The following is a 24,771-nucleotide window of genomic DNA, read 5'->3' on the forward strand; positions in this document are numbered from 1 at the left end:
CCGCAACACTAATGATATACTATAATGAAATTAAAATATCCAGAAAATGTTTACTAGATTATACAATTGTCCGTTTAAATAAACAAGAGGGTGAAAATTAAAATGGAGCAAATGAGTCGGAATTTAGGCTTCCAACTAAAAAAAATACGACAACAACGCAGTTTGAGTTTAGATGATGTAGCAAAAGCAACAGCAGTAAGTAAGGCACAGCTAGCACAAATTGAAAAAGGTGAATCGAATCCAACTGTATCCACGATTTGGAAAATTGCTGCGGGCTTACGCATTTCTTTTTCCTCGCTATTACAGCCACCTCATGAGCAGTTCCAAAAATATGATGGCAATCGTGCGGATTTTGTGGCGGAGGATAACGGCAAGTATCGTGTTTATTCGATTATTCCTTATGATCCTGAGCGGGGCTGGGAGTTGTATAAAGTCGAAATGGATGCCGGTGCAGTACATAAGAGTGAGGCACATACAGAGGGCGTTGAGGAAACGATTACTGTCATTGAAGGACAAGCAATCATAGAAGCGGGCGAGATGAAGGAACTATTAATACAGGGGGAAACGTTAGTATTTTCTGGACATCAAACCCATCAATATGAAAATCCAACGAATACACGGACTGTATTACACTTAATCTTGCAATACAGGTAGAGGTGAACGATATGTTAGATTGGTTAACCTTCGATAATATCGAAAATATAACGGAGCAGTATAAATTACTCGGTCCGATAATGGGCGTTTTACTAACGTTTTTTGAAGCGTTTATGCCGTTCTTACCATTAGTAGTCATTGTCGTAGCGAATGCGAGTGCATACGGCTTGTTTTGGGGCTTTATTTTATCGTGGTTAGGGACAGTGTTAGGCTCCTATGCTGTGTTTTTACTTTTGCGCCGATTCGGGCATCATAAACGTGCTAACTTCTTAACCCAGCGTGTACAAGTACAAAAGCTTATAAAATGGGTAGACATGCGCGGAATCGCACCATTATTTGCTTTACTGTGCTTCCCGTTTACACCGATTGTAATCGTTAATATTGTGGCCGGTTTATCAAATATAAAAAAGCAATATTACTTTTTGACATTATTCATTGCCAAGCCTGTTATGATTTTTAGTATGAGTTATCTCGGTAGTGATTTACGTTCGATTTTGAGCAGTCCTGTAAAACTCATTTTTGCCGTAGTAGTGCTAATTATCGTTTGGTTTGCAGGAAAGGCTTTTGAGAATCATTTAAATAAAAGAGTAGAACGTGATTTACGTAAAATTGAACAGAGAAAACGAGACAGCCTGTAAATTTTAGGACACTGAAAAAGTCTTAAGCCAGTTCTTGAACGATGTATCGTTCAAGAACTGGCTTTTTTCTTCGATGTCGTTGATTTCCGTTGCGGCGGACGCTTTTCTGGGGGCGAGCCTTGAGCCGCTTCCCTCGCTGCGCTCAGTCCAGGGTCTCAAGCTGCTCGCTAAATCCCCTAGAAGTCGCCGCCTCCACTCCAATCAACTTTGAGCCGTTTACAAACAACATTTTGAAAAATAATAATTAATGAAAAGAACTACTTTAGTATTAAAAAAGGACATCATCGCTCACTTTTTTTGGGTGAAATGTTTCTTTCTAAGCACCGCGAACGTGCATTCTCATGTACAATAAATATAACAAAAAAATGGAGGTGAGGAACATGTCATTACGTATTATTTCAGGTCGAGCAGGGACTGGGAAAACAACAAAAATTCATCGAGAAATCATTGACGATTTACAAGATCATCCGCTCGGGCCGCCAATCTTTATTATTGTCCCAGATCAGATGTCTTTTACGACGGAATATGAATTAACGAATAAATATGATGTGCAAGGAATTATGCGTGCGCAAGTAATGACGTTTAAACGTTTAGCGTGGTATGTACTTCAGGAAACAGGCGGTATTGCCCGCGATAAACTAGATAGTGTCGGTTATCGTATGCTTATTCGCCGTGTATTAGAGGAACATAAAGAGGAGTTCCAACTATTTCGCCAGGCGGCAGGGAAGCGTGGTTTTACAAAGGAAATTGAACGGTTACTGAAGGAGTTCAATCAATACAATGTAACTGGTGAAACTATCGGTCCAATTATTGACGAATTGCAAGCTACGAAAGCGTCCAATACATTACTAGCAAAAATGAAGGATTTGCAAATTATTGTAGAAGAATTAGAAGCACGTGTGGGAAATAGCTATGTAGATGGAGAAGGTTTTTATCCTGTGCTTATTGAGCAGCTACCAAACGCGGAAAGCTTGCATGGCGCTCAAGTTTATTTAGACGGTTTTACATCCTTTACAATGCGAGAATTTGAAATTGTGAAGCAACTGTTATCGTTAACGAAACGCGTGACGATTATTTTACCATTTGAAGGAGAACAGGATGCGTTTGATGCGGGCGCAATTTTCCACCGCGGTGCCCAGACGTATGAGAAGCTACTGACCTTTACAAGAGAGTTTGGTATTGAAGTAGAGGAACGCGAGCATTTGGAGCAAAATTTCCGTTTTGAAAAAGACGATATACATCATGTCGAGCGTTACTTTAATGCCCCGATAATTGAACGAAAGCAGGCAGATGGACATGTCCAAATTATAGAAGGAGCGAATCGTCGTGCGGAAGTGCAAGGTATTGCCCGGGAAATACGTCGACTAGTGGAAGAAGAAGGACTTCGATACAACAACATTGGTGTCATGTATCGACAAGCAGACGTCTATGATCCGATTATTTTTACAACATTCGAGCAGTATGGTATCCCCCTATTCTCGAATGAAAAACGACCGATGCTACATCATCCGCTTATTGAATTTAGCCGTTCAGTTCTTGAGGCTGTATTAACAAATTGGCAATATGAAACGGTTTTCCGTAGCATTAAAACCGATTTATTTTTCCCACTAAAAGCAAATAAAGTAGCCATGCGAGAAAAAATGGATCAGCTCGAAAACTTCGTCATTGCGAAAGGTATTATCGGCAATCGCTGGCATGATGACAATGTATGGTTTTATAAAAAAATGCGTTCATTTGAAAATGTCACAAAAATTCAAACAACGGCAGAACTTGCGATGCAAACGTATTTGACTAGTGCGCGTGATTTAGTTCGTAATCCGCTTCTGGCACTAGATAAGAAGTTGAAGAAAGCAAAAAATGGAAAGGACATTGCCGTTGCGCTCTATGAGTTTATGGAGGGTCTTTCTATTTATGATAAGCTCGTTCAGCTAAAGGACTTAGAGCTTGAAAAAGGCGAGCTAGATTATGCGAGTGAGCATGAGCAGGCGTGGAATGGCTGGGTGAATGTGCTTGAGCAGTTCGTTCTCATGTTTGGGGAGCAAGACATTTCAGTAGAGGATGCCGCACAAATTTTAGATGAAGGTTTTGAAAGCTTACAGTTCTCAAATATTCCACCATCTATTGATGAAGTAACGGTATCAACGGTTGAATTTGCTCGCTTTGATAATATGAAGGTTGTATTCATTATTGGCGTCAATGATGGTATCTATCCGATGCGTATGGATAATGAAGGGATTATTTCGGATGCAGAACGTGAAAGTTTTGAGGCTATCCAATACGAGCTGTCTCCAAGTTCTAAAAACCGCCTATTACAAGAATCATTTTTAATTTATCGTGCATTTTCATCTCCAAAATACCGCTTATACGTGACGTATCCGAGTGCAGATGAGGAAAGTAAAGGATTACTACCATCCCTTTATATTAACCGTTTGCATAAATTATTTGAGGTGAATGGCAAGCGAACATTGCCACACACACGTATTTTCATTGATCCAATTGAGGAAATGGATGCTGCGAAGGTTTTATCTTATTTACGTCATCCTGCACCCGCGCTAGGATTTTTAATGATGCAATTAAAGCGTGCCGAGACTGCGCAAGATGTAGCAGATGAGTGGCTCGCGCTGAAGGCCTATTATGAGCAGGATGCAGAGTGGCAGCGCGTGCTGGAAGTTGTGATGAAGCCGCTTCTGCAAAAAAATGAGGCAGAGCCGCTACGTGAAGAGATTACGCAACAATTATACGGCGAGGAATTACGCGCAAGTGTGTCGCGTATTGAGAAATTTTATAGTTGTGCATTCTCGCATTTCTCAGCGTACGGCTTACGCTTAAATGAACGTTCGGAATACCGTCTTGAAACGTTTGCGATGGGGGACCTGTTCCACGAGGCACTGCGTCAAATTTTATCAGAAACAGAGCCACAAGCATTTAAAACGTATTCCCAATGTTTAGCAAAGGCGCGTCAAACAGTGGAAAGTTTAGTGAGTATTTTCTCCTACCGCATTTTGGAAAGCAATGCGCGTTATACGTATATTAAAGAAAAGCTAATTCGCATTGTTGGACGTACTTTATTTGCCTTAAATGCACATGACACGAAATCAAAATTCAAGCCACTTGTGCATGAGAAACCATTTGGGATGACCGATGCGAAAAACATTGATGAAGCACAGCAAAAGTCTTTAAAAGCGCTTGAGATTAAATTAAAAAATGAACGGAAAATGCTGTTAAGTGGCCAAATAGACCGGATTGATGGCTATAAAGAGGGTAGTAATTACTTTATGCGTGTCGTTGATTATAAATCATCTGGCCGCCAGTTGGATTTAAATGAAGTATATTACGGGATTTCTTTGCAGTTACTAACGTATTTAGACGTGGCACTGCGTAATGCGAAGGACTTGATTCCGAATATGGCCGAAATTGAAAACTTAATCGCAAAATCTGCAGGTGTACTGTATGTGCATGTGCATGATCCGCTGTTAACGCTTGAAGATTACGGCAATGAAGTGCTGCGTGAGCAAACACGTTTAGAAAATTACCGGATGACAGGGTTACTGACGAATGAAACGAATGTCCTACAGGCAATGGATGATGAGCTGAATCCACAAGTGAAGTCAGCAATAATTCCAGTAGAATTGAAAAAAGATGGCAGCCCAAATGCCCATTCTAAAGTAGTAGATGAACAGGAAATGGACGTACTGCAACGCTTCGTTCACCGTAAATTAGAGGACGCCGGCAATGAAATTTACGCAGGAACAACGGCAATTAATCCGTTCAGCTTGCGCACGAAAAACGCCTGTACGTTTTGTAGCTTCAAATCCGTTTGTCAGTTTGATTTGACGGAAAGTGACCAGCAATATAATCAATTAAAACCAGCGAAGTCAGCGGACATACTAGGCACGATTAAAAAGGAGTTGAACGTTGATGATACCGACTAAACCAGCAACTGCACAATGGACTGCTGAACAATGGAAGGCGATTTGGGCTAGTGGACAAGACATCCTTGTGTCAGCAGCAGCTGGCTCAGGAAAAACCGCCGTCTTAATCGAACGCCTTATTCAAAAAATACTTGCTCCAGAAGAGCGCCGCATAGACGTGGATCAGCTACTCGTTGTAACGTTTACAAACGCATCTGCTGCAGAAATGCGTAGCCGAATGGCGGAGGCGTTAGAAAAAGCGATTGCCAATGATCCTGAAAATACGTTTTTACGCCGTCAACTTAGCTTATTAAATAAGGCGCAAATTTCTACATTGCACTCCTTTTGTTTAGCGATCTGCCGTCAATATGCGTATTTAATTGATTTGGATCCAGGCTTCCGTATTGCGAGCCAAGATGAAGTAGCGCTACTGCGTGATGATGTATTAGCAGAAGTACTTGAACAATCGTACCGCGAGGACAATGCGACAGATTTTACAAAGGACGATATGTATTTACTTGTCGATAGCTTTACCGCGGACCGTAATGATCAGGACATTGAAGTATTAATTGAAAAGCTTTATGAAATGTCACGTGTGCAACCGGATCCGTTTAAATGGCTAGACCGTTTGCCAACTGAATATGAAATACCGGAACATTATACAGTCGATGATCTTGACTATGTACAAGATTTAAAACAGTCAATTGCCTACTCACTCATGCAAGCGTGTGAAAACTTAGAGGCAACAAAAAAGTTTTGTACGGATTCGTTTGGATTAGAAGCCTATGGGGAAATGGCGACAATTGAAGCCTTCGCTGCTGAGCAATTACTGCAATTCATTCAAAAAGATACGTGGGAAGACGTTTACAACTATATCCATACGATGGAGTGGCGTGATTTACGTAAAGGCCCCAGACCGAAAAATCCAGATAAAGAGATAAAGGATTTAGCGATGGCGAAGCGTAAAGAAGCAAAAGAGATTATTGATGGGATTAAGAGCAAGTTTTTCGCGCGAAAGCCGCATTATTTAATTCAAGAAATTCGCAATATGCGTCCGATTATTGAAACGCTTGTGAAGCTAACAAAGCTGTATAGTGTGGCGTTTAAAGCCGCTAAACTTGAGCGTGGACTTGTTGATTTTTCTGATTTAGAGCATTTTGCACTCGAGATTTTAACGCTACGAGATGAGCAAGGGGGACTGCAACCGTCTGATGTGGCGATGCAGTTCCAGGAGCGCTTTAGTGAAGTTCTTGTCGATGAATATCAGGATGTAAACATGCTACAAGAGACGATTTTACAGCTTGTGAAAAGCGGGGATGAGGCAACCGGCAATATGTTCATGGTCGGGGACGTGAAGCAATCTATCTATGCGTTTCGCTTAGCGGAGCCACGCTTGTTTTTAAATAAATACAAAAAGTTTGAAGAAAATCCAACGCATAATGGCATGAAAATTGATTTAAATGCCAATTTCCGTAGCCGTCAAGAAGTACTCGCAAGCACAAACTATGTGTTCGAGCAAATTATGGATGAGACGGTTGGCGAAATTGACTATGATGAACAAGCAGCACTGAAATTTAGTGCCCGTTACAATGAAAAAAATATTCCAGTAGAGCTTGTAGTACTAGATGAAAAAACGACGGAAGCACCGAGTGGAGAAGCGGATGATAGCCAAGACGAAAAAGAAGAGGAAACATTAAAGCGTGTGCAAAAAGAAGCGCGTTATATGATTCAACAAATTCGTAAAATGGTTGATAGCGGAATGGAAGTATTTAATCCGAAAGATCATTCCACACGTCCAGTTCGTTATAGCGATATTGTTATATTAATGCGTTCGATGAGCTGGGCACCGCAGCTTTCCGAGGAGTTTAAAGCAGCGGGAATCCCGTTATATGCAGAGTCCTCAAAAGGGTACTTTGATGCACTGGAAGTAATGATCATGCTAAATACGTTAAAGGTAATTGATAATCCGTACCAAGATATTCCACTTGCCTCTGTACTGCGTGCACCGTTTATCGGGTTGACAGAAAATGAACTCGCGGAAATACGCTTAGCGAAACAGAATGCCACGTTTTATGAGGCGTTAAAGTCGTATATGGACAACGAGACAGGTACGTTATCCATTGATACGGAAAGCAAATTGAAGAAGTTTGTCAGCCATCTGGAGCAGTGGCGTGATTTTGCCCGCCGCGGATCATTAGCGGATTTAATTTGGCAAATTTATTTACAAACAAATTATTTTGAAATGGTCGGGGCGATGACAAACGGCAAGCAGCGCCAGGCAAATTTACGTGCGCTTCATGACCGTGCCCTAAGCTATGAAAAGACCTCATTCCGCGGGTTATTCCGCTTCCTACGTTTTATTGATCGTATGAAGTCACGCGGTGATGATTTAGGTATTGCGAAGTCAATTGGTGAAGGGGATAATGTTGTCCGCCTTGTGACAATTCACTCGTCAAAAGGACTGGAGTTTCCGGTAGTATTCGTGGCAGATATGGCTCATCGCTTTAATACGAAAGATTTCCATGGTAAGTATATTTTTGATCAAGACTTTGGTTTAGCGGTGAAGGCAATTGATCCGATAGAGCGCATTATTGCAACATCTCTACCATTTTTGGCTTTGAAGGAAAAGAAAATGGCAAAGATGAAAGCAGAGGAGATGCGTATTTTATATGTAGCGATGACACGTGCAAAAGAACGCCTTATTTTAGTCGGCTCCGTAAAAAACTGGGAGAAGAAAAAAGCGCAGTGGGATTTAATGCAAAATATTGCGGCCAATGAAATTTTGCCAAGCTATCTTCGTGCCTCTAGCTCCAATTATTTAGAGTGGGTTGGTCATGCGGTGGCACGTCATAATGACTATTTAACAATCGCTTCTACGGACACCGATACGACAGAAACAGCATTAACAACTTCTTTATGGCATGTTAAAGTCGTGCCAGCCGAGCGCTTCACGACACCGGTTGAGCAAGGAGAAGTTGTGGAGGAAATGGAGCAACGTCCGGTAAACAAGGAGCTGCTAGAGCAGTTAACGAAACGCTTTACGGCAAGCTATCCGTTTGCCAATGCTGTGACGAAAAAATCGAAAACATCGGTAACAGAAATTAAACGGATCGTTAGTTTGCAGCAGGAGGAGCAAGATTATAATCCATCTGTGCGCAATACGAAGGCGATTATGAAACGACCGAGCTTTATGCAGGAGAAGGAGCTATCGTCTGCTGAAAAGGGAACGGCTGTTCATACAGTGATGCAACTTGTTCCACAGCAAGGACTGACAACCGAACAGGAAGTAGCGAATTTTATTGCGACACTCGTTGAAAAAGAGCTACTGAAACAGTCGGAAGCAGATGTGATTGAATCGGAACGTATTTTGCAGTTTTTCCATTCTGCAATCGGTCAGCGTTTTACGAACGCACAAAAAGTGTTACGTGAAGTACCATTTACGTTAAGTCGAAAGGATGCAGATGGCGATAAGCAAATCGTGCAAGGGGTAATTGACTGTATGTTCCAAGAAACGGATGGGGACTGGGTTCTACTCGACTATAAGACGGACCAAATCCGCAAGCCATTTGATACAGAACCAGCGCTAACCGAGGAACTGACTAAGCGCTACAAAGTACAGCTAGAAATTTATACAGAAGCGATAGAAAACATTAAACACGTAAAGGTAAAGGAGAAAGTGCTTTACTTATACGCAATTGGTGAAAGCATCATAATTGCTTAAAAAAACTACTTATTATTTTTTGAGCGAGCTTGGATTAATGATAGGATTTTATGGCACCAGATTTAAAAAATAATTGAATGATATACCGTATTTTGAGCGTTCCACTAAGTCGACGTCTGCTACATCATGAAGTGCCTTTAATAATAAGTACCTAAACATAAGGATTTGGGAACCGCGTTACGTTTATTATCTAAACAATATTTTGTTTTTAACTCTTCTAATATGAATGTAAAATTTACAAGTTCATTGATTTGGCGAAGCTTTTTATCTTTTGGTACAACGATCTCATAAATCGATATGTATGGACTTAGGTTAAAGGTTTCTTGATTTGAAATCATGGGGCGCACCACCTGTATTTACTTTATTTTATTATCCAGGAAAGGATGTTTCTTAGAGAGGAAAAGAAACATCCTTCTAAGAAAGCAGATACTAGTTGATTGGAGTGGAAGGCGGCGACTCCAGCCGGAATAGCATGAGGTGAAGACCCCGCAGGAGCGATTTAGGAACAAAGGCTAAGAACGCCACGTCCTGTGGCAACGCCTTCGTGACCAACATCGTGTTGGCCCGAGGAGGCTGAGGCCATGCCGGCGGAACGCGTCCGCCTGGAACGCAAATCAACGGCTCGCTATGAAATACCTAGAGGACTTTTCAGTACCCTCCTATTTTTTAGTGGATAAGAAATTATAACGTTCCCATCCACATCAACTCGTCCAATTTCTGGGCGAGTTGTGTTTTTCTAAGAATTTTTTATAAGGGGAGTATTTTTTCTTAATGAACACTCAAATAGACGAAATGAACATACAACTTAACCGTAAATAAGTGCCATTTGCACTTAATTTCAAATAAGTTGTATATCAAGTTCGACGATTTTTACAATTCACGTAAATAAATTTCGCTGGTAATTTTCCTCGCTCGGATTTTAGCAATATACTTTTTTTAGTGTAGAATGGAGTTACATAGTTACGTCACGAATTTTGTTTGCGTATAGGAGGACAACAGTGTGAATTTTCAACCCGTGGGAGCGAATGAACGAATTTCATCGCTTGATATTTTAAGAGGATTTAGTTTACTTGGTATTTTACTAGTTAATATGTTCGGTTTTTATTTACCAATGCCGTACGTGTTTGACTTAAGTTATTGGTTTACGGAGGCGCAAGATATTATTTTGCATCAAATCTTAGATATTTATGTGCAAAGTAGTTTTTATCCGTTATTTTCAATGTTGTTCGGTTATGGCTTAGCCATGCAATATATGAAGGCGCAAAAAACAGGAACCAATTTTTATCAATTTGCACCGAAGCGTTTAGTCATTTTATTTATTATTGGAATGCTGCACGCCATTCTTATTTGGTGGGGCGATATTTTAGCAATTTACGCATTTTGCGGCTTCTTTTTACTGATGCTCCTTCGTTTCAAGGGCGGTACATTACTAACAATTGCTCTTGCCATAAATGGATTGTTTCACGCCTTTTTATTGTTTGTTTATGCACAGATGGGTATGTTGTCAATGCCGGTTGAGAAGGCAGCTGTAGATATCACGGCGATTGAAAATGTGATTACAGCATACGGTGTCGGTACTTGGACAGATGCATTTATGCAACGTCTCGACGATCTGTCCTTACAGATGGGCGGCGACATGTGGATCTCTGGATTATTTACAATTTTACCGTATATGTTAGTCGGTGCAGCTGCAGCAAAATGGCGTTTAATTGAGCGTGCCAAGGAAAAAATGGGTCTCTGGATTGCGCTCGCTATACTCGGCCTTGGACTTGGTATTTTTATTAAAAGTGCACCGATTACGTTTACACGTACATATGGACTCGATTATTTAAAAGTGTATGTCGGAGGGCCGCTATTATCGATCGGCTATATTGCTGTAATTGTTCTTGTATGCTTACTTCCTATTGCCTTAAAACTATTAGGACCAATTGCGAAAGCCGGTCGTATGTCTATGACGCTATATTTAATGCAATCCGTTATTTGTACAACATTATTTTATCATTGGGGCTTTGGATTATATGGACAAGTAGATGTACAAATGGGTATCTACATTGCACTTGGAATTTATGCTACTCAGCTTGTCATTGCTGAACTATGGCTATCGAAATTTACTCAAGGTCCAGTTGAAGCAACAGTGAAAAAATTAACTTATAGAAAAAAGTTGTCAGAAAAGTAAGGCAAGTTCTGTGGATATGATGTATCATGTAGGAAAAAGAAGGAGCGCTTTATACTATGAAAATGTTATCATTTAAGCTAAATGAGCAAGTGAAGTTCGGTCCGAAAGTTAAAAGAGAAGAAGCAGTTTGGGATGTAGTAGAAATTCAACAACAACTACAAGTACTACCTTCTTTTCCGTCAACAATTATTGACGGGATCTCGTTAGGTTTTGATTTCGTTGAGCAAATTCGCAAATTAGTAGATGCTGCTCAAAAAGCGGAAAATGGGGACCGATTTAAATGCGCATTCACTGAAATTGAGTGGCTTTCACCAATTCCACGTACGCCTAAAAATATTTTGTGTGTTGGCAAAAACTATGATGAGCACGCAAAAGAAATGGGCGCTGAAAAAGCACCTGAAGACATTATGGTTTTCACGAAGTCTCCAACAGCAATTGCTGCGGATGAAGCAACATTACCGATCCATGCTGAAAAGACGAGTACGCTAGATTACGAGGGTGAACTTGCAGTAGTGATTGGCAAGCGCGGCAAGGATATTCCTAAAGGGATGGCGTTTGATTACGTATTCGGGTATACAATCGGCAACGATATTACAGCACGAGAGCTACAAGAAAAACATAAGCAGTATTTCTTAGGAAAAAGCTTGGAAGGAACTTGTCCATTAGGTCCGTACCTTGTCACGAAGGACGAAATTCCTGATCCACATGCACTTTCCGTTGTCACGAAAGTAAATGGCGAGGTACGTCAAAACGGTTCTACAAAGGACATGATGTTCTCAGTAGGTGACATTGTTTCGATTTTATCGCAGCATGTAACACTTGAACCGGGAGATGTCATTTTAACGGGTACGCCAGCTGGAGTCGGTAAAGGCATGAACCCACCAGTATATTTAAAAGCTGGCGACGAAGTGAAAATTTCGATTGAGGGTATTGGTACATTAGCGAACCGTTTTGCTTAACTCGTTCGATGAAAAGACAAGATTCATTAATTTCTAAAGATATCCAAGCCATATAATTGAATCACATCCCATCGCATGTTAGGATATTGCATGAAGAGAAAAAAATATGAGGTGGGAAAAAGAATGGATTTATTAACTGGTTCAACACATTTACACATTACAACATGGGTACTGGCAATCATTCTATTTTTAGTAGCAGCACTTGCAAGCAAAAAGTTAACAGGCGTTCAAATGGCGCTACGTGTCGTGTACATATTAATGATCATTACTGGTGGTGCATTATTTATGGAATACCGCGATATCGTAACTGAAGGCGGCATGTATTACGACATGAAAGTATTGTTCGGTGTGTTAGTGATCGGATTTATGGAAATGATTTTAGCTCGTAAAAATAAAGGTAAATCATTAAATATCTTCTGGATTTTATTTGGTGTTGTTTTACTTGTAACGCTTTACTTAGGTTTAAGTGGCGGTATTGGTATGAATTTCTAATAGATGAATGATCGAAAGCTACTTCGGAAATTTTGAAGTAGCTTTTTTTTAGGTAAATATAGCCGTTTGAGAAAATACTGAGATTCATTTTCACGATTGTCACCTTTTTGTCGTAAATAAATAGAAATAACTGTGAAAAGGTAGCGACCAACAGATGAATTTTTGGTAAAATTACGTTTGATTGTTGTGAAAGAGAGGGATTAATTTGAGATTTAAAAAGTGGATCGGTGCGACTGCGGCAAGCGTATTACTTGCGGCCTCGTTTTCAACAGCCTCTATTGCGAGTGCTGAAGCAACACGTACAATCGCGGATGAAAGTATATATGATTTATTAGTAGACCGTTTCTTTAATGGTACAGGTACAAATGATATTGATGTGAATGCAAAAGACCCAACATTGTTTGCTGGTGGCGACTTTAAGGGACTTGTTGCCAAAAAAGACTTCATCGATAAAATGGGCTTTACGATTGTTTCGATTGGTTCTGTATTTGATACAGAAAAATATGATGGCTCAATGCCAACTAGCTACACAACACTTGAAGAACATTTCGGTACAGAAGATGAATTAAAAGAAGCAATTACTGCTTATCGTGCTAGCGATATGAAAATTATGGTCGATTTCCCACTATCAAATGTAAGTGCTAATCATGAATGGGCGACAGATGCTTCAAAAGCAGCCTGGGTAGCTAGTTCACAAGATGGCAAGGTACAGTGGGATTTGTCGAATTCAGATGTACAGCAAGCATTAATAGATGCGGTTGTAACCTTTGTTAAAACGTCGGATGTGGATGGCATTCGTTTAACAAATTTAGAAAATGCAGATACAGCCTTTGTGAATGAAGTAATTGATGCTATTAAAGCAGTGAAATCAACTATTTATATCATTTCAAATGAAGAAAGTGACGCAAATTTTGATGCGAAATATTACGCAGATACACAGGAAATTTACCGTAATATTTATAAAAATGTTGATTTAGATTCTACACATATTGATGCGCATGTGGAAGAATATATAAACGGTGACGGAATTCCGACACAGTTAATGTTCGATAATTTAAATACGAATCGGTTTACATTAGATTCAGCAAATGAAAATATGTTCCCGCCAACACGTATTAAAACAGCAATTTCTGGTACGCTTTTATTACCAGGGCTTCCAGTTATTCAGTACGGTTCGGAAATTGCGATGAATGGTGAAGCTGGTCCGGAAGCGCACCAATTCTATAACTTCAAAACAGATACAGAGTTAATTGACTATATTGGCGATTTGCAATCATTACGAAATGACTCTGAAACATTGCGTACCGGAGAATTCAAATGGCTGAAGAATGAAAATGGTTTCATTGCATTTGAACGTAAATCCGAAGATGAAACATGGATTGTTGTTATTAATAATACAGGTGAAACTAATCGTGTGAACATTTCACCAGAAGAAATCGGCGAAGGGAAAGAACTTCGCGGGATGTTTGAAAGCGAAATTATCCGTAAAAACAAAGAGGGCTATTATCCAATAATTTTAGACCGTGAAATGGTAGAAATATACCAAGTCATTGAAAAACGTGGATTAAATACTTCATATATAGTAGCTCTTGCATTAGTTGGAATTTTATACGCAGGATTCATGGTGATTATTATTAAACGTGGACGTAAACGCCGCGCAGAAAAAGGTCAATAAAAAGTAGAATAATTAATAAATTATAAGCTGCAAGTGCATTTAGACGTCTAAATGCACTTGCAGTTTTTTTGATAGATAAGAAAGTATAACTTTCTTATCTACATAAGTAAGGACATCATCTCGCCCTATATTGGGCGAGATGTGTCTTTCTAACGTTTAATAAACTATAACTTCTCTATGTCATAAACTTCTACTAGCGTAGGTTTCTCTATTTTTTCACAATAGTTATTCTAATTAATTCAAGTAATATCATGTAATAAGAATAGAAATCTACGCATAAATAGTTATACATACACTACCAGTCTCTCTCATATTGTGAACATTAATAGTTTTGCTAGCCATGAATTATAAATTTTGAATTTTCGACTATATTGAATATAAGTATTATAAAAAGAATCCGGTAAAGGATATAAAATATGCGATATTTATTTGATTTAATTTCCTTAATATTCTAGCGTATTTTCGTTTGAAAGGAGAATTAATTTGAAAACATCCAAAGAGCTATTAAAGATAAAAGATTTATACACCGGTTTTCGAATTAAAGATACGTTTTTTGATGCAGTTGACGGAGTATCGCTTACATTAAAAGAAAATGAAATTCTTGCAATTGTAGGTGAATCAGGATGTGGTAAAAGTACGCTTGCAATGTCCATTATTGGATTACATGATCACAATAGAACACGTATACAAGGAGAAATCCTATTTAAAAATAAAAACTTAGCGATAATGATGGAGGAAGAGCTCAACGATGTCCGCGGCTTAGATATCGGTATGATTTTCCAGGATCCATTATCCGCTTTAAACCCGTTAATGAGAATTGATGAGCAAATTGAAGAGGGTTTGATTTATCATACGAAATTAACAAAGGATCAGCGCAAGGCACGTGTGCAGGAGTTATTAAGGCAAGTGGGAATACCAAACCCCGAGCGTGTGGCAAAACAATTTCCACATCAATTATCTGGTGGTATGCGTCAACGTGTCATTATTGCAATTGCCATTTCGTGTAAGCCAAAAATCATTATTGCGGACGAGCCAACGACAGCGCTAGATGTAACGATTCAAGCGCAGATTTTAGATTTATTAAAAGATTTACAAGCTGAAACAGGTGCTGGGATCATTTTGATTACCCATGATTTAGGGGTTGTCGTCGAAGTAGCGGACCGCGTCTCCGTTATGTATGCAGGCCAAATTATTGAAGAAGCTTCAGTAGAAGAGCTTTTCATGAATCCGAAGCATCCGTATACGCGTTCATTATTTAACTCCATACCGCAAATGAACGCAGCGGAGGGAGCGAAGCTAAACGTCATTGAAGGAATGGTCCCTTCATTAGTAAAGCTGCCACGTCAAGGTTGCCGATTTGCTTCACGAATTTCATGGATTCCGCTTTCTGCACATGAAGAGACACCGACGTTACATGAAGTTTCTCCTGGACATTTAGTACGATGCACGTGCTGGCAAGAGTTTTATTTAAAAGCGAAGAAGGAGGACGATCATCATGAGTTTCATGCAGATTAATGATTTAAAAGTCCATTACCCAATTCGCGGTGGATTTTTTAATACGGTCGTAGATAAAGTCTATGCTATTGATGGGATTTCGATGGAGTTTGAAAAAGGCAAAGCGTACGGTTTAGTAGGTGAATCCGGCTGCGGGAAATCAACAACGGGTAAGGCTATTATTGGGTTAGAAAAAATTTCATCGGGTTCGATTTTTTATGAGGGCGAAAACATGACGAATAAACGTCGAGATCGTCAGTCTTCCTATAACCGTGATATTCAGATGATTTTCCAAGATGCAAATTCAAGCTTAAATCCACGTAAGCGTGTACAAGAAATATTAGCAGAACCCATTCATAATTTTTTAAACCTAACTCCGCATGAAGAAAACAGAAAAATCAGTGAATTACTTGCCGTTGTTGGAATGCCGGAAGATGCGAAATTAAAATATCCACATGAATTTTCGGGCGGTCAAAAGCAACGTTTAGGTATTGCACGAGCGATTGCGACAAATCCTAAACTTATTATTGCAGATGAACCTGTCTCGGCGTTAGATTTATCCGTTCAGGCACAAGTACTGAACTTTATGAAAGATATCCAAAGTGAATTTGGACTGAGCTATCTATTTATTTCACATGATTTAGGTGTTGTTAAACATATGTGTGACAATATTGCCATTATGTATAAAGGACGTTTCGTAGAATCTGGTTCTAAAAAAGACATTTATGAAAATCCACAGCATATTTATACGAAGCGTTTATTATCCGCGATTCCTGATGTTACACCAATTGGTCGCGAGGCGCGCAAAGTACAACGTATTGAAGTAGAGCGTCACTATCAACAGGAACATAAAATGTATTTTGACGAAAATGGCCGTGTTTATGATTTAGCGCCAATATCCAATACACATTATGTCGCTATAACTTCGTTAGTGAAGGGAGGCGTTTAGGATGTGGAAAACTGTAGTCCGTCGATTCTTAATAATGATTCCACAGTTAATCGTACTCAGTTTAATTATTTTCTTCATGGCAAAATTTATGCCAGGTGATCCGTTCACTGGGAAGGTAACACCGGAAACGGATCCAGCGCGTATCGAAGAACTACGAGAAAAGGCAGGGTTAAACGATCCATGGTATCAGCAATATACTCGTTGGATGGGCAATGCATTTCAAGGGGAGCTTGGGAATAGTTATACGTATAAAGTAAAGGTAACAACATTAATTGGAGAACGTGCGTTAAATACGTTTTGGTTATCGTTGCTTAGTGCCATTTTCCTGTATGCGATTGCGGTTCCACTAGGGGTTCTCTCAGGACGCTATAGCAATTCGTTATTTGATCGGGGTGTTGTGTTGTATAGCTTTATCAGTTATGCAATCCCACTCTTCGTGTTAGCGTTAATTTTCCTTTATATTTTTGGCTATCAGTTCCACTGGTTCCCAACGAGTGGCTCGGTAAATATTAAACATGATCCAGGTACGGTGGGGTATGTATTCAGTAAAATTTATCATATGCTGCTACCAGCGATCACCTATGCAGTACTTGGAACAACGGGTGTAATCCAATATTTACGTACAGAAGTAATCGATGCAAAAACAATGGATTATGTGCGTACTGCGCGTAGTAAAGGGGTTCCAATTCGTAAAGTGTATACAAAGCATATTTTCCGGAATTCGCTACTCCCGATTGCTGCATTCTTCGGGTTTACAATTACTGGATTACTAGGTGGATCGATTTTCATTGAAACAATTTTTGGTTTCCCTGGAATGGGTCAATTATTTATTTCTTCTATTATGTCACGTGACTACAGCGTAATTACAGCGCTTGTTATGTTATATGGCTTCTTAGCATTATTAGGTAGTCTATTATCCGATATTATTATGAGCATTGTTGACCCGCGTATTAGGATTGAATAGACCATACCATACCAAATGATGAGGAGAGGTGTCGTAAATGGTTCAACTAAACAGCAAAGAGGCACTAGAAACAGGAAGCTCTCCGCCTACAGGGATGCAGGTAATTTGGCGTGAGTTTAAAAAAGATAAAGTTGCAATGTTCTCGTTAGTATCGCTTATTATAACAATCGTCGCTATTTTCATTACTGCATGGTTGTTCCTAGACCAAAAAGAAGTGATGCGTATTTCACTAGGTGGGAAATATGCGCCACCTAGTTGGGATTACTGGTTAGGAGCAGATGTTGGTGGACGGGACATTTTCGGTCAGTTAATTATTGGTGCTAAAAACTCTTTATGGATTGCCATAGCTATTACGTTAATTACGGGTGTCTTTGGGATTTTCGTGGGCTTAATATGCGGCTATTTTGGTGGGTGGATTGATAATATGTTCATGCGTATTATCGATTTCTTCATTACCATTCCGTCGTTAATGATCATTATAGTATTTATTACAATCGTACCGAAATATGATAAATGGGCGTTTATTGGCATTATGAGTATTTTTTTATGGACAGGGACAGCCCGACTTGTGCGTTCAAAAGCGTTATCCGAAAGTAAACGTGATTATGTAAATGCATCCAAAACGCTCGGCACAAATGATTTTGTCATTATCTTTAAAGAAGTTATGCCGAATTTAAGTTCGATTTTAATTGTGGAATTAACATTAAACTTTGCGGGCAACGTTGGGATAGAAACAGGGTTATCTTATCTCGGATTTGGATTACCTTCATCTACGCCGTCTTTAGGAACGTTGGTAAGCTTTGCGAATAATCCACTTGTTCTATCAACGTATTGGTGGGTGTGGTTACCCGCTTCGTTATTAATTCTATTACTCATGTTAGGTATCAACTATGTAGGGCAAGCAATAAGACGATCGGCTGATGCGAAACAACGTTTGGGATAATGACTGTTATCATATTAATCCCATGAATGGAATGTTGAAATATAGGTGTTGAGAGAATTTCATATTAACAGCGGTACTTTCATTTCTATAATGTTTTTATAAATAGGGGGAAAAGGGAGGAATACAAATGAAGAACAAAAAATGGTCACTTCTACTGATGTTGCTAGCAGTACTATTCGTATTAGCAGCATGTAGTAGTAAGGATGAAGAAACAGAAAAAGAGCTTGCATTTCCACTTAAAGTTGACAACGAAGGTAAGCCAATTACAGGTGGTACATTAATGGTCGCAATGCAAAAGGATGAGCCTTTCCAGGGAATCTTCTCTTATACATTATACGAAGATGCCTATGATGATTATTTAATGCAATTTGCATCGAATAAAATTTTCGCAACGGATGGGAATTTCTTATTTACGGATAAAGGAATTGCTAGCTATGAAATAACTTCTCAAGCTACCAAAAAAGATCCAGGCGCAAAAAACATCGTCTCGGTTAAAATCCGTGACGGTGTAAAATGGTCAGACGGTGCACCACTTAAAATTGAGGACTTAATGTTACCATATGAAATCATCGGTCACGGTGACTACACGGGCGTTCGATATGATGGTGATTTCCAAAATATCATTGGTGCAGAAGAGTATCATGCGGGTGCAGCAGACACAATTTCAGGCTTAGTGAAAGTGGATGAATCTACTTTACAATTACATTTAAAAGAAATCTCACCCGGCTTAGCTTCTGGTGGTGACGGGATCTTATACTATGCAGAGCCAAGTCATATAATTGGTGACATTCCAGTGACGGAATTATTAGAAAATGATGCAATTCGTAAAAATCCAGTTACGCTTGGTGCTTTCGTCATCGATAAAGTAGTTGCTGGTGAAACTGTGCAATACAAAGCAAACGGAAATTACTGGAAAGGTAAGCCAAAGCTGGAATCAGTCATTGTTAAAGTAGTGCCATCATCTTCTATCGCTAAAGCGTTAGAATCTGGTGAATACGATTTAACTTTAGCGTTCGGTTCAACTAAATATGTTGAGGTTGAAAATTTAACAAATATTGATATTTTAGCACGCCCAGAGCTTTACTATTCATACTTAGGTTTTAAACTAGGTAAATGGGATACTGCTACTAAATCTGTAGCCACTGATCTAGAAGGATCAAAAATGGGTGATGTGAATCTACGTAAAGCAATGGCTTACGCTTTAAACGTAGAAGAGGTAACAGAAGTATTCTATGATGGCTTACGCGAACGTGCAAATGCAATCGTGCCGCCAGTATTTTCGTCATTCCACGACAGCAGCTTGGAAGGTTTCAATTATGATCCAGAAAAAGCAAATGAGCTATTAGATAAAGCTGGCTACAAAGATGTGGATGACGATGGTTTCCGTGAAGACAAAAATGGGAAACCATTAGAAATTAAATTAGCGACAATGTCTGGTGACGATGTAGCAGAGCAAATCGCTGCATTCTGGTTACAGAATTGGGAAGAGGTTGGCTTAAAAGTAACTTATACAGATGGTCGTACAATTGAGTTCAACTCATTCTACGATAAAGTGCAAGCAGATGATCCAAAAATCGATATTTTCATGGCTGCATGGGGTGTAGCGACAAACCCATCTCCATCTGGTGTATATGGTAACGTAGCACAATATAACTTCTCTCGTTTTACTTCTGACGAGTTACAAACAGCTTTAGACAATATTGATTCTGCGAAATCTTTCGATGCGGACTACCGTGCAGAGGAATTTGCTAAATTCGAAAAAATTATTGCAGAAAACGTACCAGTAGTACCAATGATGTTCCGTTTGGAGCTAACGGCAGTGAACAAACGTGTGAAATCATACACGATTGACTACGCGGATGTAGACTTCGACTGGAACAAGGTTGAATTAGTCGCGGATGCGCCAATTAAACAACAACCGAAGAAATAATAGGTGTAAATTAGCCTAAATAAAAAGAAAACCGCTGAAGCAAAATGCCTCAACGGTTTTCTTTTTCGTCGTGGTTAACCACCGAATGCTAACGGACAGAAAGAATCTAGGTTTTATGGGAAATATTTAATGATTTATTAGTTTTTCAGGAGGGCATTGAAAAGGTCTATAAAGTAGTTTAGCCAGTTCTTGAACGAGACATCGTTTAAGAACTGGCTTTTTTCTTCGATGTCGTTGATTTCCGTTGCGGCGAACCCTTTTCTGGGGGCGAGCCTTGAGCCGCTTCCCTCGCTGCGCTCAGTCCAGGGTCTCAAGCTGCTCGCTAATCCCCTAGAAGTCGTCGCCTCCACTCCAATCAACTTGTAAACGCTAAGAATGAATGGATTATTCTCCTATCAAAAAAGAGTGATTTTCTTGTAAAATAAAAAGAAAGAATACTAACCAAAGCCAAACATCCTATTTTGTTATTAAAAAGTGCAAAGTATGCCTGTTACAAGTCTGAATCGAATATCGTTGTGGCACCTTGAATTTCGATGCCATATAAACGCGGAGCCGATGCCGCATTATAACCGTGTCCGTTTTCCAATTCACCATTCTTCCCTTCTACTTTTTAGTGATTTCAGGCTAATTGCTTAAAAGATTCCGTATTTTGAGCACTCCACTAAGTCGACTTTTGATGCATCATGAACCGGCTTTAATAATAAGTACTTAAAAATGCGGATTGGGGGAATCGGGTTACGTCCATTGTCTAAATGATATTTTGTTTTTAACTCTTCTAAAATGAGTGAAAATCCACGAGTTCATTGATTTGGCGAAGCATGTTATCTGTTGGCACGACGATCTCATAAATCGCCATTTATGGACTTAGGTTAAGGGTTTCTTGATTTGAAATCATGTGGCGCATAACCTGCATTTACATTATTTTAGTATACATTAGAAAGACACATCTCGCCCAAGATAGAGTGAGATGATGACCTTACTTATGTAGAAAAGAACGTTTCTTAGAGAGGTAAAGAAAAATTTCTTCCAAGTAAGAAGATGCTAGTTGATTGGAGTGGAAGGCGGCGACTCCAGCCGGAATAGCATGAGGTGAAGACCCCGCAGGAGCGTAGCGACGAGGAGGCTGAGGCCATGCCGGCGGAACGCGTCCGCCTGGAACGCAAATCAACGGCTCCCCAATTTTAATAAGCGAGTAAGTGAACGATAAATCGTTCATTTACTCGCTATGATATACCTTGAGGACTTTTTCAGTCGTCTCATTTTGAGCTGAAATAAGTCTTTTTATAAGTTTAAACGGTCGATTAAAATGCGGGCAATGCCGTCTTCGTTGTTGCTTAACGTAATTTCATTGGCAATGGTTTTTAATTCGTCAATCCCGTTACCCATCGCGACACCGACACCGGCATAATCAATCATCTCTAAATCATTATCTTCATCACCAAATGCGATAATTCGCTCGCGTGGGATGTTCATTTCTTTTGCTATATGAGAAAGACCGACTGCTTTACTTAAGCCTTTACGTACGATTTCAATGATTGGGAATGGTGCACCCCAACGACGATGTTCAATTAGCTCAGCATGTACTTCTTGCAAGTGCTGACGAATGATGGGCACATTCAATTCGGTTGCCTGAATAAGGAGACTTGTTGGATCGTGAAGTAAATTTATTTTTAAGTCACCCATCAGTACGCGTGGGTTCCCCATATTGAAAAATTGCATCATAGCATCTGCTTCGCGGTGAATATATACATCATCGATTACTTCAGCGATTAAATTTTCATATTCATATTTATGGACAGATTCCAAGACATCATGGACAACACGCATATCAATCGGCGAGTGTATCTCACCCCATGCTTTATTTAATGGATGATGAGTAAACGCACCGTTAAAGTTTACAATAGGTGTAGTAAGGCCAAGCTCCGTATAATACTGCTGACTTGCACGAAATGGACGTCCAGTCGCAATCATCACTTGGTGGCCGGCTTCTTTTGCTTTTAGAAGCGTTTGTTTCGTTAAAGGAGAAATAGTCTGTGTATCTGTTAATAACGTGCCGTCTAAATCTAAGACGATTAAATGTTGTTTCATGAGAAAAGCTCCTTTCATCAGTACAATTTTACCGTTAACTCGATTGTCACGTCAAAGTTTTGAAACAATAGGTATTTTTTGTTAATCTTATAAAGGAGACAAATTGTGAAGGAGTGAGCAAGGTGATTGTCATAAGGGAAGAGTGGAAAAGGATTCCGCTATTACATATTTATACTGAAGAGATGACCGAAAATACACCGGTTGTCATTTTTTTGCATGGTTTTATGAGTGCAAAAGAACATAATCTGCATTATGCCTATCAACTTGTGGAAAAAGGGGTGCGTGTCATATTACCAGATGCGTATTTGCACGGGGAACGGACGGAGCACTTATCAGAAATTCAAATGAATTTGCATTTTTGGAAAATTGTCATGAAGTCTGTAACAGAAGTACATACTTTATATCAGGAGCTTAAATTAAAAAAATTATTAGCGGCTGAACAAATTGGTATTGCTGGCACATCAATGGGTGGCATCACCACTTCAGGGTGCTTGCGTTTATATAATTGGATCCAGGCAGCGGGTATTTGCATGGGGACAACAAGCTTCACAAAACTAGCACTGCATCAGTTAGAGGATTATACGACAAAAGGAATGAGTTTTCCGATGTCACTAGAGCAACAAGCCGCTATTTTTGAAATGCTACGTAGCCATGATCTTGAACAAGCACCTGAAGTATTTGCGCGTTGCCCGATTATTTTCTGGCACGGTCAGCAAGATCGAACAGTGCCATTTTCTATGAGTTACCCTTTTTATGAGCAGTTGCAACAACAAGGTCAGGCAGAAAAGACACAATTTATTGTGGACGGTAAAGCGGGGCATGCTGTATCAAGACATGGCATGCTGGAAGTGACAAATTGGCTTGCGCAACATTTGGCTTAAATCGTAAGTTCTGATATGATTACAGTTAACACCATCGTGAAAGGGGAAACGAAAATGGCGATTGATCAAGATATGAAAGATAGTATGTTTGGAGCATTAGAAAATGTAATTGACCCTGAGCTCGGCATTGATATTGTCAACTTAGGATTAGTATATGAGGTAGATTTAAACGAAGAAGGCGTAGCAACCGTAAATATGACTTTAACGTCAATGGGTTGCCCACTAGGACCAGTAATTGTAGACCAAGTAAAAACAGCGCTTGGTGAATTACCAGAAGTAAAAGAAACAGAAGTAAATATCGTTTGGCAGCCAGCATGGTCAAAGGACAATATGTCGCGCTATGCGAAAATGGCTTTAGGCGTTCGCTAATAAATGATGAAATCCCGTTGCGTTAGTGCAATGGGATTTTTGTATGTTTAATCTACTTGTTAATTTATTGGATACAAGCAGGGGATTGGTCGGTTTAACGTTGTGACTTTAAAGTACTGAGCCTAAGAGCGTCACATCCTGCGATAACGACTAACTGACCCTCGTCGTGCGAGCCCTAATCAATTCGACAAATCGAAAGCGGGCAGTTCTCGCAGTCAATTTCGTCCTTTAAAAATTGTAAATCGAGGATCGTTATATAGCCTTTTCCAATGGTAATAACGCCATGCTTTTTTAAATCATTAAGCATACGGTTAATCATTTCTCTGCTGGTCGCACAGAGATTGGCCATTTCGGTATTCGTTAATGCATAATTAATGTAAATTTCATTTTCTGAACGAAATTCCCCGTACGTATTTGCTAAACGAATTAGCGTCGAAAATAGCGCGCCTTTTTTGCCATGAAGCACTAAATCGCGCAGGCGGCTTTGGTTTTTCATATTTTCTGTTTGAATCCATTTCAAATAGTCCATCATTAAAGAAGGATGCTCTGTTAACAGAAGCTCCAATGCGTCGTTATGTACAACAAGTAGCTCGGATGCTTCAAGTGCCTTTGCAGTTGTGGCATGATAATTCAATTTGCAAAACAATAAACTTTCTCCAATTAAGCCTTCGTTACTACAAATACGGATCGTTAATTCCTTGCCGCTCTCTGTTTCTTTACTTATTTGAATCGTACCACTTTGAATAAGAAAAATACTTTCTGCACGCTCGCCTTCTTGGAAAATGTGACTTCCTTTTTCCGCTTTAGTGTGAACGCCATGCTCCTGGAAAAGTTGAGTAATTTTCAACGGTAAAGAGTTTAATGTAACGATAAAGATCACGTCCTTTACAAAAAATGGAGTAAGTTTGTGAAATAATTACTTCTTCA

The 24,771-nt window shown here is 39.6% G+C and carries 17 protein-coding genes and 2 pseudogenes; 15 read left to right on the plus strand and 4 right to left on the minus strand.

The genetic code is table 11. The annotated features are described in order from the left end of the window. The first annotated feature begins 102 nt into the window (after positions 1 to 102). From MHH87_RS03395 to addA, 4 genes are all read left to right on the plus strand, one after another. Positions 103 to 654, plus strand: coding sequence for a helix-turn-helix domain-containing protein (locus tag MHH87_RS03395; RefSeq protein ID WP_340747925.1), 552 nt, complete (start codon positions 103 to 105; stop codon positions 652 to 654). 11 nt (positions 655 to 665) lie between these two features. After that, complete coding sequence (locus tag MHH87_RS03400) at positions 666 to 1,292, plus strand: TVP38/TMEM64 family protein (RefSeq protein WP_340747926.1); 627 nt, start codon at positions 666 to 668, stop codon at positions 1,290 to 1,292. A gap of 380 nt (positions 1,293 to 1,672) precedes the next feature. Further along, complete coding sequence (addB, locus tag MHH87_RS03405; protein ID WP_340747927.1) at positions 1,673 to 5,224, plus strand: helicase-exonuclease AddAB subunit AddB; 3,552 nt, start codon at positions 1,673 to 1,675, stop codon at positions 5,222 to 5,224. After that, positions 5,211 to 8,924, plus strand: a complete 3,714-nt coding sequence (gene addA / locus MHH87_RS03410; RefSeq protein ID WP_340747928.1) for a helicase-exonuclease AddAB subunit AddA — start codon at positions 5,211 to 5,213, stop codon at positions 8,922 to 8,924. Before addB ends, addA begins: the two co-directional genes overlap by 14 nt. A gap of 51 nt (positions 8,925 to 8,975) precedes the next feature. On the opposite strand, the pseudogene MHH87_RS03415 reads toward addA, so the two are convergent. Then, a pseudogene (locus tag MHH87_RS03415) lies at positions 8,976 to 9,262 on the minus strand (transposase); the annotation flags it as partial. A 662-nt stretch (positions 9,263 to 9,924) separates the two neighbouring features. Between MHH87_RS03415 and MHH87_RS03420 the strand changes: the two are divergent. The 9 genes from MHH87_RS03420 to MHH87_RS03460 all read left to right on the plus strand — a co-directional run bounded on the left by MHH87_RS03420 (position 9,925) and on the right by MHH87_RS03460 (position 20,506). After that, positions 9,925 to 11,100 (plus strand): DUF418 domain-containing protein, encoded by a 1,176-nt coding sequence (locus MHH87_RS03420; RefSeq protein ID WP_340747929.1) that lies wholly within the window; start codon positions 9,925 to 9,927, stop codon positions 11,098 to 11,100. A gap of 56 nt (positions 11,101 to 11,156) precedes the next feature. Beyond that, entirely contained in the window at positions 11,157 to 12,059 is a 903-nt protein-coding gene (locus MHH87_RS03425) for a fumarylacetoacetate hydrolase family protein (RefSeq protein WP_340747930.1), read from the plus strand. A 123-nt stretch (positions 12,060 to 12,182) separates the two neighbouring features. Beyond that, positions 12,183 to 12,551, plus strand: coding sequence for a YisL family protein (locus MHH87_RS03430; RefSeq protein WP_340747931.1), 369 nt, complete (start codon positions 12,183 to 12,185; stop codon positions 12,549 to 12,551). A gap of 205 nt (positions 12,552 to 12,756) precedes the next feature. Beyond that, on the plus strand, positions 12,757 to 14,226 hold the full coding sequence (locus MHH87_RS03435) for an alpha-amylase family glycosyl hydrolase (RefSeq protein WP_340747932.1): 1,470 nt from the start codon (positions 12,757 to 12,759) through the stop codon (positions 14,224 to 14,226). A 483-nt stretch (positions 14,227 to 14,709) separates the two neighbouring features. Beyond that, entirely contained in the window at positions 14,710 to 15,741 is a 1,032-nt protein-coding gene (locus tag MHH87_RS03440) for an ABC transporter ATP-binding protein (protein WP_340747933.1), read from the plus strand. Further along, the gene (locus tag MHH87_RS03445; RefSeq protein ID WP_340747934.1) at positions 15,722 to 16,669 is read left to right on the plus strand and encodes an ATP-binding cassette domain-containing protein; all 948 of its coding nucleotides are present in this window, start codon (positions 15,722 to 15,724) and stop codon (positions 16,667 to 16,669) included. Before MHH87_RS03440 ends, MHH87_RS03445 begins: the two co-directional genes overlap by 20 nt. Before the next feature lies 1 nt (position 16,670). Continuing rightward, complete coding sequence (gene opp4B / locus MHH87_RS03450) at positions 16,671 to 17,633, plus strand: oligopeptide ABC transporter permease (RefSeq protein WP_340747935.1); 963 nt, start codon at positions 16,671 to 16,673, stop codon at positions 17,631 to 17,633. A 37-nt stretch (positions 17,634 to 17,670) separates the two neighbouring features. Continuing rightward, positions 17,671 to 18,576: an ABC transporter permease gene (locus MHH87_RS03455; RefSeq protein WP_340747936.1), complete on the plus strand. Its 906-nt coding sequence runs from the start codon at positions 17,671 to 17,673 to the stop codon at positions 18,574 to 18,576. A 127-nt stretch (positions 18,577 to 18,703) separates the two neighbouring features. Then, complete coding sequence (locus MHH87_RS03460; RefSeq protein ID WP_340747937.1) at positions 18,704 to 20,506, plus strand: oligopeptide ABC transporter substrate-binding protein; 1,803 nt, start codon at positions 18,704 to 18,706, stop codon at positions 20,504 to 20,506. A gap of 644 nt (positions 20,507 to 21,150) precedes the next feature. Here the strand turns inward: MHH87_RS03460 and MHH87_RS03465 are convergent. Beyond that, positions 21,151 to 21,362 (minus strand): annotated as a pseudogene (locus tag MHH87_RS03465) (IS5/IS1182 family transposase); the annotation flags it as partial. A 425-nt stretch (positions 21,363 to 21,787) separates the two neighbouring features. Beyond that, complete coding sequence (locus tag MHH87_RS03470) at positions 21,788 to 22,594, minus strand: Cof-type HAD-IIB family hydrolase (protein WP_340747938.1); 807 nt, start codon at positions 22,592 to 22,594, stop codon at positions 21,788 to 21,790. 122 nt (positions 22,595 to 22,716) lie between these two features. Between MHH87_RS03470 and MHH87_RS03475 the strand changes: the two genes are divergently transcribed. Next, positions 22,717 to 23,475, plus strand: a complete 759-nt coding sequence (locus MHH87_RS03475; protein WP_340747939.1) for a prolyl oligopeptidase family serine peptidase — start codon at positions 22,717 to 22,719, stop codon at positions 23,473 to 23,475. A 54-nt stretch (positions 23,476 to 23,529) separates the two neighbouring features. Then, on the plus strand, positions 23,530 to 23,844 hold the full coding sequence (locus MHH87_RS03480; RefSeq protein WP_445683071.1) for a metal-sulfur cluster assembly factor: 315 nt from the start codon (positions 23,530 to 23,532) through the stop codon (positions 23,842 to 23,844). Positions 23,845 to 24,019: 175 nt separating this feature from the next. Here the strand turns inward: MHH87_RS03480 and MHH87_RS03485 are convergent, their stop codons facing one another. Next, positions 24,020 to 24,691, minus strand: coding sequence for a Crp/Fnr family transcriptional regulator (locus MHH87_RS03485; protein ID WP_340747940.1), 672 nt, complete (start codon positions 24,689 to 24,691; stop codon positions 24,020 to 24,022). Between the last annotated feature and the right edge of the window lie 80 nt (positions 24,692 to 24,771).

Origin of the sequence: Solibacillus sp. FSL H8-0538 (assembly GCF_038003525.1) — a bacterium.
Lineage (GTDB): Bacteria > Bacillota > Bacilli > Bacillales_A > Planococcaceae > JBBOPI01.

What these genes read in the sequence shown, in the direction of transcription:
- MHH87_RS03395 (WP_340747925.1), top strand. Translation starts at nt 103, where the DNA reads ATGGAGCAAATGAGTCGGAATTTAGGCTTCCAACTAAAAAAAATACGA.
- MHH87_RS03400 (WP_340747926.1), top strand. Translation starts at nt 666, where the DNA reads ATGTTAGATTGGTTAACCTTCGATAATATCGAAAATATAACGGAGCAG.
- addB (WP_340747927.1), top strand. Translation starts at nt 1,673, where the DNA reads ATGTCATTACGTATTATTTCAGGTCGAGCAGGGACTGGGAAAACAACA.
- addA (WP_340747928.1), top strand. Translation starts at nt 5,211, where the DNA reads ATGATACCGACTAAACCAGCAACTGCACAATGGACTGCTGAACAATGG.
- MHH87_RS03425 (WP_340747930.1), top strand. Translation starts at nt 11,157, where the DNA reads ATGAAAATGTTATCATTTAAGCTAAATGAGCAAGTGAAGTTCGGTCCG.
- MHH87_RS03430 (WP_340747931.1), top strand. Translation starts at nt 12,183, where the DNA reads ATGGATTTATTAACTGGTTCAACACATTTACACATTACAACATGGGTA.
- MHH87_RS03445 (WP_340747934.1), top strand. Translation starts at nt 15,722, where the DNA reads ATGAGTTTCATGCAGATTAATGATTTAAAAGTCCATTACCCAATTCGC.
- opp4B (WP_340747935.1), top strand. Translation starts at nt 16,671, where the DNA reads ATGTGGAAAACTGTAGTCCGTCGATTCTTAATAATGATTCCACAGTTA.
- MHH87_RS03455 (WP_340747936.1), top strand. Translation starts at nt 17,671, where the DNA reads ATGGTTCAACTAAACAGCAAAGAGGCACTAGAAACAGGAAGCTCTCCG.
- MHH87_RS03460 (WP_340747937.1), top strand. Translation starts at nt 18,704, where the DNA reads ATGAAGAACAAAAAATGGTCACTTCTACTGATGTTGCTAGCAGTACTA.
- MHH87_RS03470 (WP_340747938.1), bottom strand. Translation starts at nt 22,594, where the DNA reads ATGAAACAACATTTAATCGTCTTAGATTTAGACGGCACGTTATTAACA.
- MHH87_RS03480 (WP_445683071.1), top strand. Translation starts at nt 23,530, where the DNA reads ATGGCGATTGATCAAGATATGAAAGATAGTATGTTTGGAGCATTAGAA.